The organism is Ligilactobacillus salitolerans (assembly GCF_003864415.1).
GTDB lineage: Bacteria > Bacillota > Bacilli > Lactobacillales > Lactobacillaceae > Ligilactobacillus > Ligilactobacillus salitolerans.
This window is the reverse complement of sequence record NZ_BFFP01000003.1, coordinates 18965-33057: the sequence shown is the minus strand read 5'-3', so window position 1 is coordinate 33057 and position 14093 is coordinate 18965. Positions and strand designations below refer to the sequence as shown.

9 protein-coding genes and 2 pseudogenes are annotated in these 14093 nt (G+C 42.1%); 4 read left to right on the top strand and 7 right to left on the bottom strand.

Translation table 11 applies throughout. From position 1 onward, the window contains the following. Window positions 1–440: 440 nt before the first annotated feature. Both LFYK43_RS01445 and LFYK43_RS01440 read right to left on the bottom strand, forming a co-directional pair. Window positions 441–1592, bottom strand: a complete 1152-nt coding sequence (locus LFYK43_RS01445) for a hypothetical protein (protein ID WP_124974705.1) — start codon at window positions 1590–1592, stop codon at window positions 441–443. Then, window positions 1592–2206, bottom strand: a complete 615-nt coding sequence (locus tag LFYK43_RS01440) for an ATP-binding cassette domain-containing protein (RefSeq protein WP_124974703.1) — start codon at window positions 2204–2206, stop codon at window positions 1592–1594. The genes LFYK43_RS01445 and LFYK43_RS01440 overlap by 1 nt, the downstream gene beginning before the upstream one ends. 326 nt (window positions 2207–2532) lie before the next feature. On the opposite strand from LFYK43_RS01440, the gene LFYK43_RS01435 reads away from it, so the two are divergent. After that, window positions 2533–2787, top strand: a complete 255-nt coding sequence (locus LFYK43_RS01435) for a hypothetical protein (RefSeq protein ID WP_124974701.1) — start codon at window positions 2533–2535, stop codon at window positions 2785–2787. 262 nt (window positions 2788–3049) lie between these two features. Here LFYK43_RS01435 and LFYK43_RS01430 read toward each other — a convergent pair. Continuing rightward, window positions 3050–3693, bottom strand: a pseudogene (locus tag LFYK43_RS01430) (ABC transporter ATP-binding protein). 1 nt (window position 3694) lies between these two features. Then, complete coding sequence (locus tag LFYK43_RS01425) at window positions 3695–5791, bottom strand: DUF1430 domain-containing protein (protein ID WP_158609167.1); 2097 nt, start codon at window positions 5789–5791, stop codon at window positions 3695–3697. Between the two features lie 596 nt (window positions 5792–6387). On the opposite strand from LFYK43_RS01425, the pseudogene LFYK43_RS01420 reads away from it, so the two are divergent. Beyond that, window positions 6388–6504, top strand: a pseudogene (locus LFYK43_RS01420) (PTS sugar transporter subunit IIA); the annotation flags it as partial. 97 nt (window positions 6505–6601) lie between these two features. Here LFYK43_RS01420 and LFYK43_RS01415 read toward each other — a convergent pair. The 3 genes from LFYK43_RS01415 to mgsA all read right to left on the bottom strand — a co-directional run bounded on the left by LFYK43_RS01415 (window position 6602) and on the right by mgsA (window position 10506). Beyond that, window positions 6602–8005 (bottom strand): flavocytochrome c, encoded by a 1404-nt coding sequence (locus LFYK43_RS01415; protein WP_124974697.1) that lies wholly within the window; start codon window positions 8003–8005, stop codon window positions 6602–6604. A gap of 238 nt (window positions 8006–8243) precedes the next feature. Continuing rightward, the gene (locus LFYK43_RS01410; protein WP_124974695.1) at window positions 8244–9650 is read right to left on the bottom strand and encodes a class II fumarate hydratase; all 1407 of its coding nucleotides are present in this window, start codon (window positions 9648–9650) and stop codon (window positions 8244–8246) included. A gap of 433 nt (window positions 9651–10083) precedes the next feature. Further along, entirely contained in the window at window positions 10084–10506 is a 423-nt protein-coding gene (gene mgsA / locus LFYK43_RS01405; protein ID WP_124974693.1) for a methylglyoxal synthase, read from the bottom strand. A 393-nt stretch (window positions 10507–10899) separates the two neighbouring features. Here mgsA and LFYK43_RS01400 point away from each other — a divergent pair, with 393 nt between their 5' ends. Both LFYK43_RS01400 and lacG read left to right on the top strand, forming a co-directional pair. Further along, window positions 10900–12597 carry a lactose-specific PTS transporter subunit EIIC gene (locus LFYK43_RS01400; RefSeq protein ID WP_124974823.1) on the top strand — a complete coding sequence of 566 codons (1698 nt, stop codon included), beginning with the start codon at window positions 10900–10902 and terminating at the stop codon, window positions 12595–12597. 50 nt (window positions 12598–12647) lie between these two features. Next, the gene (lacG, locus tag LFYK43_RS01395; RefSeq protein WP_124974691.1) at window positions 12648–14060 is read left to right on the top strand and encodes a 6-phospho-beta-galactosidase; all 1413 of its coding nucleotides are present in this window, start codon (window positions 12648–12650) and stop codon (window positions 14058–14060) included. Window positions 14061–14093: the final 33 nt, after the last annotated feature.

The window sequence follows — 14093 nt, the reverse complement described above, 5'->3', positions numbered from 1 at the left end:
ACATTGATACCACGGGACGGGTGCGAGATGCGCCATTGTTCCCGGGAAATATCACAGCGACAAACTTTATGGTATTACTTTTGTAAAAAAAATCCAAACATTTTTAGCTTATATCTCCGGCAAACTTACAAGTTATTTTTTTGGCACAGCCACTGCATTATTTATATACTGCAGCAAGGAAGAGCTTTTCTTGGTCTATAGGTTCGATCCAGCCATCTTGAATATCTATCCACCGCTGCCAAGTTCCTGATTTACCCTGAATTCATCAAGCAGCTGCAAGGAGCCAGTGGTCCCGATGAGATCTACCAGCTCATTCTTTGACACTTTTTCTTCTAAAGATTAAAAGCAACAAAAACTACTAGGCTTGGTAGTTTTTATATGAAAAATCCCCGGCATGCCGGGGATTTTCTGCATTATTTAACTTGTAAACTCTAGTAAAATCATTTATTCTCGGACCGTTCCACGATCCACGTACCTGCCAGAATCAGAAGAATAGAGCATATAACGACAATCAAGCCCAAATTTGCTGTTATATTGTAATTATCAAATGTTTTTGCAAGTTCACCGGTAACAGTAAGCTCACTAAATAGATAAGTCGTAGGAAGATAGTGAGCAATAGACTGCATTGGAATAACCAACCATGTCGTGAGTGGTAAAGCAACTAATACTACTATCGAGGCAAAGAGACTAACTAACTTGTTCTTAGTCAATACTGATATGAAATTACAAACAACAACCGTAAATATCAAAAATAATAAACTAAGCGGAACTGTCCTTAAAAGTACGGTTCCTGTTGAGATAAACCTCATTTTTGATGTAGGTGAAACGTAAGTGAACATGGGATAATTCCAATGACCAAATCCAGAAATCATCCCGGAGATAATGAATATGAAAACAGATATAAAAATAACGATTCCAATTGAAATAACAATTCCCGCCGATGTATCAGAGATACTTATTGAACTGTGCTGAAAGGGAAACAAGTCTCCAATGCTTAATTTATTAGAAAACCTTTCAGCCATCGTTTGCGATAAAACAAAAACTATTATTACTGTAAATAATACTGGTAGAACATACCTTAAACAATTTGTCAGAAAACCAAGTGCATCTACGGGATAGTCTTCGGATTGCTCCTTAAATCTCCCCTTTTCTAATTCTTTTAGACGTAAATTTTCACGCTTTAAAGCAGTCAGAAGTTCTGGTGTAGAACTTTTGTCTTTAAGTGAGATCTTAAGAGCAGAGTTATTCTGTCTCAATGCAATTTTATACGCCTGAATATAATTGCCGTCTTTTAAATCATCAATCAATTTTGAGTTCTCATTGATTCCCTTATTAGCATCTGAATAGTTTGCCACTGCAGCTTCATATCGATCTGTTCCTTTCTCATATTTTGATAAATCCTGAGTAGCCAGCTTTTTTAGTAGATAAGATGCGTCCAGGTTTTGTTGAGCATTCGCATTCAAGGAAACTGATTTATATGTTTTAATATTCATTGCCAACATAATCATTATTAAGATGAGCGTTACGCCAACTGTGACAAGAGTTAGCGAATTTTTAAGTGCGCGTTTTGCGAAAAAAATTAAGTATGCCATCACTTCACCTCTACGAGAGTACCGGAGTCAAAGGCTAATTGACAATCAATATAATCAGCGATTTCATCTCGGTAGTGCGATGTAATAATTATACATTTCCCATTGTCAGCCAATATTCTTAGTCTGGAATATAAAAGCTCTCTACCATCTGAGTCTAAGCCATTACTAATTTCATCCATAAGCAGATTTTTGGCGTCGCTTGTCTCATACAAGGCAATGATTAATCTCTGTTTCATGCCCAATGAATATTTTTTTATTGGTAAATTTACATAGTCACCCATACCCCAAAATTGAATTACTTTCGCTACGTTTTGTTTCGAGTGCCATTGCTTGTAAACAAATTTGAGATAATCGGCACCGGTTAATTGGTCGTTGAACCAGTCGCTGGATTCCCAGTAAAATGTTTGCAACTTTTTATCCTTAAATTTGGCTCCATCAATTAAGAAAGTCCCCTTTTTCACATGGATTAACCCTACCATTGTTCTTAGAAGGGTGGTCTTACCTGATCCATTTTCCGCCGTAATCAAATATATGTTGCCATCTCGAAAGTCAAACGAAAAATTATGTAGTAGTTCACTACGTGTGGAAATTCGCACTTCATTTGCAGTAATCATAATCTGCCCCCCTGAAGTATTATCTTCATATTATTATTTTTAGAATTAAAAATAAATACGTTCTCCATCCGTATGCGCTCACATCGATGGTATAAGCAAAAATATCATCCAAGCGATAAATAGAATTAACAATACAAAGACGGCAACTGATAACCATAAGATGATTTTATTCTGCTTCTGAACGCCGATGTATACCATTACAAATGCAATCAGGAGAAGAAGCACCAAGTATTTAGTCATGAAAGATCTTACCTTTCTACATGTTTTTAGGTGTTTACGGTCTGCATGTTACCTAGATTCCCAGAAGTGTAACGACAACTTACTTGTTGGATCAAATTGGACGCCAAACGGGACTGACTGACGATTTAAAGCGTGTTTTTTCTGATAATTATCGACAAGTGCTGTTACTGGCTTATTTCCTAGTCCCATCAGACAATGGCACCTTAAGTCGGTTTGACCATTGGTCTAAATTGCATCAGCATCCTTATGGTCAAACGATTTCTTCCCATCGTATCAGTGAGCTCTTTCAAGAAATCACCGAAGAGCAGCTTATTGCTTTCTTTAAACTGCAAGCCAAGTGACGGAGTGAAAATGAATACTGGGCGTTTGATACAACGAGTATTTCAAGTTATTCTGAGTCGCTCACACAAGTTAAACGTGGGCATAATAAGGAAAATAATCGTTTGCCTCAACTAAATCTAGCGTTACTGTTTGGTGAAAAATCCTGGGTGCCATTTTATTATCGAAAATTGCCTTTAAATCTATTTCTCAGTTCTCTGAAATTTAGAAAAAGTTCAGCTAGAGAATACTTTTATTTCCAAGCATTCTTGTGTAACAACCTGATTATTCCTCTATCGCAGCAAGATGAACAATTCGTTGACACTGTTTGGCAACTTCGTCGTCGTGTGTAACGACAATAATCGTTTTGCCCTGCTTATTCATTTCTTTCAGCAACTGCATTATTTCATCACAATTTTTCTGATCTAAAGATCCAGTAGGTTCATCTGCCAGGATCAGTTTACTGGGCTTAATAAGTGCCCGTGCCATTGCCACTCGTTGTTGCTGACCACCAGACAATTCAAAGATTTTACTTTTTGCGTATCCTTGCAAACCGACCTTATTAAGTGCATCATTAATAATCGTTAATTTTTCTGATTTTCCGCACCGTAAATATCGAATTCCAAGCATTAAGTTATACTCAACTGTTTCATCTTCAATTAGCGCAAAATTTTGAAATAGGTAACTGATATCTTCCCTAATAATTGCTTGTGCGGTCTTGCTATTCGGTTTAATATTCACTTGATCAAATAGCTTATAGGTCCCAGTATTGAATGATTCTATTAACCCCAAGATATTTAGGATCGTGCTCTTGCCTGATCCGCTAGGCCCCGTGATAGCGATCATTTCCCCATCCTCAATGAAAGAGAAAAATTATCCAACACTGTCTTTGTATTGTACTTTTTTATGACATTCTCTAACTCAATCATCTTATTCTCCTTTCAAAACCGCCGGAAGATTACGCCGCTCAACAATTGAAATAAAGCCTGCTGAGATCAGCGCATCCAAAATGATCATGACCAGAGCAAAAATTAGTATCAGTTTTGAACTTCCAAAAACTAAGACTACAAAAAACTGAATTGCATATAGGGCCAACGCAACTAGTCCTTCCCACTTGTACCGCTCGGTCAGTTTGATTCCCAGTATCTTTTTAATTGCGAGGGATCGTGCTTTATTCTGGATGATACACATTAACAAGAAAACAGAAGCCAGCAGGTTTAAGCAAAAGACGGTCACTAACATGAGGGTAAACAACGCCAGGCCTTCATTGTTCTCAGAAAGTGTATCCGAGAGCATTGAGTTCATCGTAGCAAAATGCAGCTTCAGATAACTAGCATTAGTTTTAGTAATTGCTTGCCTTACTGCACGCATTGTTGCTTTACTAGGTGGAATTTTCAAAGGGCTTGCCCCACTAGTATCAGATAAAGTTTCTTTGTCAAAAAAGGTCATGTTAGCTGGGGTCACAATTGAAAAGATTGGTGCACGCAGCCTTTTATTAATGTCAAAGTCATAAGCAAAGACTGACACTTTGGTTTGCCGATCATCATAATAGACCAGCTTCACATTCATTTTTTTGACACTCGTATGTGCTTGCTGTTCGCTATTAAGTAAGCTATATTGAAAGCTCTGCACCAACCGCAACATTTTACTGCGATTTTGATATTTGCGAGGAATTAAGTATAAGCGAGTATTAGACTTAACTTTCAAAAGTGACGAAAGTTGCGGCACTTTATTTTGAATATAATTTTCGTTCACAGTCATGATCGGGTAACGTTCACTTGCGGCAAACTCTGATCTCTGTGTACTTGTTGTTAATTCCTTAGCAGGGTTAACGATAACACTGCGTACATACATTGTATCCGTATTCTGATCAAGATCAGCATATAATTTTGTTAGGGTTTTGGTTGCCTGTTCTTGATCTGCCAGCATCACCTTATCGAGTGTTAACACTTCTCCATAACGTTGCCAATCCTTGACCTGCTGTGCCTGCCGGATCGTTTCAGTGATACCAAACGAAGTCTGGACAAGCAATATAGTTGTTATAAGCGTCAAAAGACCTTTTAACCCAAATGCCAACCACGTTCCAAGGGTAAAGTTAAAGTGATTCTTCAACAAATCACGGATCGTGGTTTTATACACCAGCAAATACACTGCAAGATTTGTGAACAAATATAGAATTGCTAGTCCAACTTGCCCTCCAACTAAAATTGGCAGAAGAGTATGTGGTAGGAAATGACGATATAAAACCAAAATTATCAGATCTACCACCACGCTCGTGCCCAACAGTGTAATGATGCCAGGTCGTATGAAACTCCAGATAATTGCTCCATTTTTCCAGCCGTTGAGTTTCATTACCCCGATAGTATGCATTTTCGATACCGGCAGATATACAACAACCAAAAGAAAAATCAATACCGCTATTCCCAAGATAAGCAAAAATATCCCAAGATTCTTGTTGAACATTTCTGTTCTCTGTTCAAATTTTTTCGTTTGCAGCTGGGTTGGTGTAATCCCAAAAAACAAACTCAATTGGTGAATGATCTTAGTTTTATCAGCTGCCTTTGCTCCAACGACTGTAAATGACCCATTTGCAGTTCGGTTATTCTTTTGATGGTAACGTGCCAGGGTCTGTAAAATTACGTGGTTTTTACTGTAAAAGACTGGAATTTTCCCTATCTGATATTTACTACCCGTTGGAAAACTGGCGTAGTAATTGTTTTGTCCTGGAAACAGTTTTTTAGAATGCAATCCAAAATTATCATAGGGAAAACTACTACGTTGATAGACAACGGACTTGACAGTAGCTCCTTGAGAATTCGTTGTGCTAAGAAAAATATTAACTTGATACTGATTGGCTAACCGTGTAAATTCTTTGATTTCATCTTTGCCTGAAATCTGGCTCTCAGTTACATAAAAATTAAACGAATCATCTGTCTTCTCGATCGTATTAGTCCGAATAAGATCTTTGGTTTGAAAAATATTAACTGTAATTAGAGCAGAACATATAACCACTAAAAAAACACACATTGACAGAATTTTTTTCAAGCTCATCACCCTTAATCAAAATAAACACGAAAGATACACTTTCACATACGCGAAAGTGTATCTTTCACTTGTTAACAAATTCTATTAGCTAACATTCCACCAGTAGTTCAAACCTGTTACTGGAATTTTCTTGTACTTAGCCTTTGCCCATGTCCCTTTTCCACAACTATAATATTTAAGAAAAAAGCAGATCACATAGTAACACGTTAAGATTTACACTTTATAATTTATTCCAATTCAAAGGCTGAAGAGCATCGTATTGTAAACGATTTCATTATATTATTTTTAGTTTATGATTGTCAAGACGATTTATAAAAAATCATTTTTTTATAGTCATTCTGAAAAAATTCCAAATTCTTCAGTATTTTTTCTTAGCAAAACACAGTCTGTCCATATTTGATATTATTCCTTCAGTAATTATATTCCTTAGTAGATATTTGCTTTATCATATTATGTCTAATTATTAAAGCAACTTAAAGGTTTATCTTTTTGGGTCACATGCCACCGCATTATATGATAACCATGGAAACATAGCGCACAGCAAGGAGGGGGCTTCTCATGATCTATATGCTCAATCAAGCCATCTCGAATATCTTTCCAACACTGCTAAGCTCCTGACTCACCCTGACTTCATCAAGCGGCTGCAAGACACCAAGGATCCCGATGAGATCTACCAGCTCTTTCAACGTAATTAGACCAATTCTTTGACACTTTCACTTGCTAAAAAACGCTCTTTCCCATACTCACCAAGGGAAAGAGCTATTTTTAACTGCCGTATTTTTTGCGTAATGTTTATCGATTTGTCATTTTTTTCAAATACCGATAGGCTTGTTGTCCAGCTTGCCGTCCAAAAACAACAGTTTCAGCGATCGAATTACCGCCTAGTCGATTGTTACCATGCAGGCCGCCAGCCACCTCACCGCCGGCATATAATCCCGGCAGAGGTTGCCCCTGCTCATCTAAAACTTCAGCCTGGGCGTTGATCTTCAAGCCGCCCATCGTATAGTGCACGGCGGGCGCAACATGAATAGCCTCATAACCGCCATGATCCAGTGTCCGTTCCATTCCTGCTGACCTGCCAAATTGGCCGTCTTGCCCGTCTTTGACGGCTTGATCCCAGGTCTCTACCGTTTGTGCCAAAGCTGCTGGATCAACCTGAATATTAGTCGCTAATTCTGCAAGAGTTTCGCCATGTCTGACCAAACCGATTTGATCATAAAAGTTAATAGCGGGTACGTTTTGCCGCACCTGTGCGTCATACAGCAAATAAGCACTCTTTTCGGGGAGTGAATTGATAGCTGCCGTGACATTTTTACGCGTGTCTAATTCGTTGACGAAGCGCTGGCCTTGTGCATCTACTAAAATTGCGCCCTCGCCACGCGTTGCTTCTCCAATCAGATAAGCATGATCCGTTTCCTGTTGGACGGTGGGGTGGACTTGGATCTGGTCCATATCAACCAGACTCGCTCCAATTGCCCGTGCCAACTCAATGCCATCGCCGGTCGCACCGCTTTGATTAGTCGTTTGGTATTCTGCCAGATCAGGTCGATACTTACTGATCAATTCATGGCTAGCGCCAAAACCGCCGGTCGCTAGGATCACCGCTGGTGCGTGGATCTCCTTTGTTTCTTCATTTGGCAAGCTCACACTGATTCCAATAATATGCTGCTCTTCCGCTAAAAGACGGTTGACTTTAGTCTGTGCAAAAAGCGGGATCTCTGCTTGTTCCACTTGTTTCAGTAATTCCGTGACCAAGTAACTGCCGATCGCCGCTTTGCTGGCGGGTCGATGGGTCCGTTTAGTCTTCATCCCACCAGTGATCGTGAGGTCGTTTAAAATGATCTGATGATCTGCGAGCCAGTCTATCGCCAAAGCACTATGAGAAGTAAAGTACTCTAACAGTTCAGGATCATTCAGCTGACCGCCGCCCTGCCAAGTATCCTGGTAAAAATCTGCAAAGCTATCGACAATATGATTTTGCAGCTGGAAGTTAGTCTCAGCCGCATTCATGCCAGAGGATGCCCGCTGCGTATTACCACCCATCCGCTCCATCTTTTCCAAAATGACCGGAGACAATCCCAGTTCTTTAGCTTGTAATGCCGCCACCAGGCCGGTGCCGCCTGCCCCAACTATGATCACATCGTAGTTATTTTTCAATTCATGGAGATCATTCGGTTCAAAAGTATATTTTGCCACGTTTTCGGCTCCTTATTTTGCACGGTTTTAGTCGAGCTGCTCGAGGCAGAAGGTTGTGCCTAGCTTATTTCTCCATCATAGTGCACAAACCGCACTATAATTGCGAAATCTGCTAGTGCTCACCTTCTATACGCCTCGATTCACTCTGTTTTTTTAGTCGAGTTACTCGAGGCAGAAAGCTGTGCCTAACCTACTTCAGTCAACAATGCTGAAAAACCGCATTATTGATCGAAGCCTGTTAGTGCTCGCTTTCTAACCGCTTCGCTTCACTCTGTGTCATTTTCAACGGGTCGACCCACTCATCAAACTGCTCTGATGTCAGTTTGCCTGATGCTAACGCCGCCTCTCTTAACGTCGTTTGCTTTTTCTCTGCTTCCTGCGCGATCTGGGTGCTTGCATGGTAACCAATGTGCGGGGATAATGCCGTCACCGTCATTAATGAATTGTCCACCAGCTCTGTCATGCGTTCTTCATTAACCGTCAAACCGTGGATCATTTTATCCGCAAACCCTTTGATCGTACCCGTCAGTAATTCTGCTGACTCCAAGAAGGCCTGGATCAGCACCGGTTTATAGACATTTAATTGAAAGTTTCCTTGTGAAGCAGCTAGATCGATCACCACGTCGTTGCCCATGACACGGACTGCCGCCATCGTCAATGCTTCCGCCTGTGTCGGATTGACCTTGCCCGGCATGATCGACGAACCTGGTTCGTTGGCAGGAATATTGAGTTCACCATACCCTGCACGCGGACCGCTCGCCAAAAACCTGACATCATTGGCAATTTTCATGCAATCCGCAGCTAGGGTTTTGAACACCCCATGAACAGCATTTAGCCCCGAATGTGCCTCTAAACCGTAAAATTTATTGGTCTGTCCGTTAAAGTGGAAGCCATAAACTTGACTAATTTTTTCTGCGATTTCGCCCGCAAAGTGCGGATCTGCATTTAACCCCGTGCCAACGGCCGTCCCGCCTAAAGGAAATTCCAACAGTGTTGGTGCCAGCTTTTCCAGATAATTTAAATCATGTCCCAGCATGCTGACCCAACCACTGACCTCTTGTCCAAATGTCAAAGGAGTCGCGTCTTGCAGATGAGTCCGCCCAATTTTGACGACCTGCCAATATTTGTCTTGTTTATCCTTAAGTTCCTTGATCAAATGCCGCACTGCTGCCTGCAAATCTGAGACAGCCACGCTAGAAGTGATGTTCATTGCCGTAGGAAAGATATCATTTGAACTTTGTCCACGATTAACATCGTCATTGGGCAAAATCTCCACACCATCACTATATTTTTGTGCTGCATGCGCAATGACCTCATTAACGTTCATGTTGGTTTGTGTCCCCGAACCTGTCTGATAGACTTTCAACGGAAAACTTTTTCTTAATTCTTCATCTGATAGTGCGAGCAGTGAATCCACTGCTTTAATGATTGGTTGTGCCTTGTTTCCAGGCAATTGGTCTTCCTGTTCATTGGCTCGTGCAGCAGCTTTTTTGATCTGCAGCAAAGCCTTAATTATTGCGAGCGGCATATAACTTCCGGTCGGAAAATTATGACGGCTTCGTTCGGTTTGCGGTCCCCACAAAGCATCAGCCGGGACCTCAACTTTTCCTAAGGTATCCTCTTCGATACGCATCTCTTTTGTCATCTCTTTGCCTCCTCGTATTACAAAGTTAACCCAGATAGAGACTGGGGTAAAGCTAAAGTATCTTCTATTTGATAAGAGTCTGGCTTAAAGTCAACTAACCTCCATTCCCCAGTGAAACTTCATGCCACTTTAATATCAAATTTAATTCTAATGTTAACCACTAAGGACAAATCATTCAACCATTCATCACAATAAGTTTCCACTACCTTAGCACTTAGCAAAAATTACTCCCAGCTGGACAGGAACTGGCTTGGACCTTCTTTTGCTATATTAAGGTCCAAGGCAAGCTATCTTGGACCCTACTTTCCCAATTTAAGGTCCAAGAAAAGCTCGCTCGGACCTTACTTTCCTATATTAAGGTCCAAGAGAAGTTTTCTTGGACCCTTCTTCTCCATTTTAAGGTCCAAGAAAAGCCAGAGAACACCCAGCTACTTTAGTACTTTTCGTGCCTATCTTCACGGCCATTCACGAGCTTACGGAAATCAAGGTAACCGTTATTGAGCCCCCGCAAGAGCACTTCAGCTGTCCCAAGATTGGTTGCCAGTGGAATCTGATATACATCAGACAGGCGGATCAGCGCATTGACGTCTGGTTCGTGCGGCTGCGCGGTCAACGGATCCCGCAAGAAGATCACTGCATCGATCTTATTTTGCGCAATCAAGGCTCCGATCTCCTGATCACCGCCCAGTGGCCCCGAATTGAAACATTTAACCTCCAAGCCCGTTGCTTCTGCGACAATATTTCCCGTATGTCCCGTAGCGAACAATTGGTGTCCCGCTAAAATCTCACGGTATGCCAAAACCAGTTTTTTCATTTCTGGTTTCTTTTTATCATGTGCGATCAGTGCAATTTTCATCTTTAGATTTACCGCCCTTCCTTTACTAAACTCACGCTTCAATTATATTTTAGCTGAATCAAGCTTTTAAAGAAAACGTTTTTACCCCTCGGGAGCGCAACGTTCAAATTACGATCACACCTATATTATTCAATGTATTTTCCCAAAATATCTTCGTTTTTTATCATATATTATATTTTACAAAGCTGATTTATAGCATTTAAATAGTAAATTTTAGTAAAAATAGTGTTGACTTTTACTTTTTTAAAAATATAATAATAGTTGGGATTGAAAACGCATTCTAAAAATGATCCATTCTCTGGCCAGAGAGAGCATGCTTTCACTTTCAACGTTGTGAATTTCATTTATTATTTAATTTTACTAATACAGGGAGGTTTTACTGTGAGCGCCGGAATTGAAAAAAAGATGGAGAAGTTTAAGCCATTATTCGAAAAAATTGCATCTAACCAGTACATAGCAGCCATTCGTGACGGTTTTATCGCTGCCATGCCAATTATCTTATTCTCAAGTATTTTCCTAATGATCGCGTATGTTCCGAATGCCTGGGGTTTTTATTGGCCGGATAACGTCACCAATAATCTGATGATCGCCTATAACTATTCAATGGGACTTTTAGCATTATTTGTCACCGGAACAACTGCCAAAAATCTGACCGATTCCAAAAACTTGCGTCTGCCTAAGACTAATCGGATCAACCCGATCTCAGTCATCATGGCTGCCGAGATCTCATTCATTATCTTAGCCGCCGTTCCGCTGAAAGCAGGCGTAGATTTAACATACTTGGGAACTCAAGGGCTGATTGCCGCTTACATCGTCGGCTTGATCACACCAAACATCTACTATGTCTGCATCAAAAATAACGTCACGATCAAGTTGCCGCCGCAAGTTCCGCAAAACATCGCGCAAACCTTTAAAGACGTGATCCCAATGGCAGCTAGTGTCAGCCTTTTCTGGGCGATCGATGTTGCCTTCAAAGAATTGACCGGGACCAATTTGCCGAAATTTATCATCCAAGTCTTGTCGCCGCTCTTTAGTGCAAGCGAGTCCTACCTGGGGCTTTCAATCATTGCCGGAGCTATGGCCTTCTTCTGGTTCTGCGGGGTGCAAGGACCTTCGATCGTCCAACCAGCAGTTGTCCCGATCATGATCGCCAACACCGCTGCCAACTTACAGATGTACCAGGGCGGCCACCAGGCTTCGCATGTCCTGGCCATGAATACGATGGATTACGTGATGAACTTTGGAGGGACCGGTTCAACTTTGGTTCTAGCCTACATCTTCATGCTTTTTGCCAAATCCAAACAGCTCAAGGCGATTGGACGGACTTCCTTTATTCCGGGGACCTTCTCTGTCAACGAACCTGTTTTGTTCGGGACGCCGATCATTATGAACCCAGTCTTCTTTGTGCCGTTCATCCTGACACCGATCGTCAACATTTGCTTATTTAAATTCTTCGTTGAGGTCTTAGGCATGAATTCGATCATGTACACCATGCCATGGACTCTGCCAGGCTTCATTGGTATCCCAGTTTCAACTGGTTTTGCACCATTATCCTTTGTCTACGTTGGACTGATCATCGTCTTGGATATCCTAGTTTACTGGCCATTCTTCAAAGCCTATGACAAAACCTTGCTGGCACAAGAACTTGCCAAAGAAACTGTCATCGAAGAACAAAACGGTACAGCGATCCCAGCTGCAGACGGATCAGTTGTCCTTGCAGCTAAAGAAGCACCGGCAACTCCAAGCGTTAACGGGATCCCGGAAAACAGTACAGTCCTTGTCTTATGTGCCGGCGGCGGTACGAGCGGGATCTTAGCTAACGCGCTTAACAAGTTGGCAAAAGAAAGAGATCTTAGCCTGTCCGCTGCGGCGCGAGCTTATGGTCAAGATATGGACTTGATCCAAGATATGGATCTGGTGATCTTGGCACCGCAAATGGACAGTATGAAAGACAACTTAAAGAGCATCACTGACAAATACGGGGTCAAGATGGCTTCCACAACCGGCCGCCAGTATATTGAACTGACCCGCGACGGTGACAAAGCACTAGCCTTTGTCTCAGAACAATTAAACCAACAAACTGAGCAGTAATTTGTACTAAAAAAGAGAATTGATTCAAAGACATGAGAGGAGAATGTTCCATGAAATTTTCAATAGACTTTTACTTTGGCGGCGCAACCGCTGCTTTCCAAGCCGAAGGTGCCGTGAAGGAAGACAACAAAGGCCAGGTCCTCTGGGAACCCTTCCTGGAAAGACAAGGCCGTTTCGATCCTGAACCCGCCTGTGATTTCTACCATCGCTACCCGGAAGATCTGAAATTATCACACGATTTCGGCTTAAACTCGATCCGGATCTCAATTGCTTGGGCCAGGATCTTTCCGATAGGTGCCGGCAAGCCGGAACAAGCTGGGGTCGACTACTATCACCAAATGTTTGCCGAATGCCGCAAAAATGGGATCGAGCCGTTCGTGACTTTGCACCACTTTGACACACCGGAAACACTGCACCAGGCTGGTGATTGGTTAAACCCAGATAACATTGAAAAATATGTTGCATACGCCAAGTTCTGCTTCCAGGAATTTAGCGAGATCAACTACTGGATCACGATCAACGAGCCCACCTCGATGGCAGTCCAACAGTATACGACTGGGACTTTCCCACCAGGCGAAAAGTACAATTTCCACAAAACTTTCCAAGCAGAGCATAATTTGAACCTTGCACATGCCCGCGTGGTCAATGCTTTCAAAGAAATGGGGATCGCCGGACAAATTGGGGTCGTGCATGCCTTGCAGACCGTTTATCCATTTGACCCGGCTAAAGATGGGGATATTCACGCTGCTAAACTCCAGGATACACTGGACAATCGCGTTTTCTTAGACGGGACCTTGGCAGGTGAATACGGCACTGAAACATTGGCGTTAATGAACGAGATCTTAGCGGCAAATCAGCAAGCAGAGATCACGATCAATCCCAGCGAGATGGACGAGCTCAAACAAGCTGCCCAGCAGCTGGACTTCGTTGGCGTGAACTATTACTTCAGCAAATACATGAAAGAATATCACGGTATTTCCGAGACGGTCCACAACGGGACTGGCCAGAAAGGTTCTTCTATTTCACGGCTGCAAGGGATTGGCGAATCCGGCGTACCAGACGGGATCGAAATGACCGACTGGGATTGGCCGATCAACCCGCAGGGACTTTACGACCAGTTAGAGCGGATCAAGACCAACTATCCCCTGGTCAAGGACCTTTACATCACTGAAAATGGGCTTGGTCTGAAAGAAGAAAAACCAGCTGCCGGGAAGATCTTAGACGATCAGAAACGAATCGACTACATCAGATTGCACCTAGCAGAAGTCTTGCGGGCGATCAACGATGGGATCAATGTCAAAGGCTACTTTGTCTGGTCCTTACAGGATATGTTCTCCTGGACCAACGGTTACAATAAGCGCTATGGGCTGTTCTTTGTCGACTTTGAAACCCAGCAGCGCTATCCCAAGAAGAGTGCCCACTGGTTCAAAAAAATAACAGAAACCGGCGAGTTGCCGGAATAATCCTCTGACACGAACAATGATCCCCCGTAATTA

Bases quoted from the DNA above. Each gene is read 5' to 3' on its own strand.
- lacG (WP_124974691.1), top strand. From the start codon at position 12,648: ATGAAATTTTCAATAGACTTTTACTTTGGCGGCGCAACCGCTGCTTTC.
- LFYK43_RS01445 (WP_124974705.1), bottom strand. From the start codon at position 1,592: ATGGCATACTTAATTTTTTTCGCAAAACGCGCACTTAAAAATTCGCTA.
- LFYK43_RS01410 (WP_124974695.1), bottom strand. From the start codon at position 9,650: ATGACAAAAGAGATGCGTATCGAAGAGGATACCTTAGGAAAAGTTGAG.
- mgsA (WP_124974693.1), bottom strand. From the start codon at position 10,506: ATGAAAATTGCACTGATCGCACATGATAAAAAGAAACCAGAAATGAAA.
- LFYK43_RS01425 (WP_158609167.1), bottom strand. From the start codon at position 5,791: ATGTGTGTTTTTTTAGTGGTTATATGTTCTGCTCTAATTACAGTTAAT.
- LFYK43_RS01440 (WP_124974703.1), bottom strand. From the start codon at position 2,206: ATGATTACTGCAAATGAAGTGCGAATTTCCACACGTAGTGAACTACTA.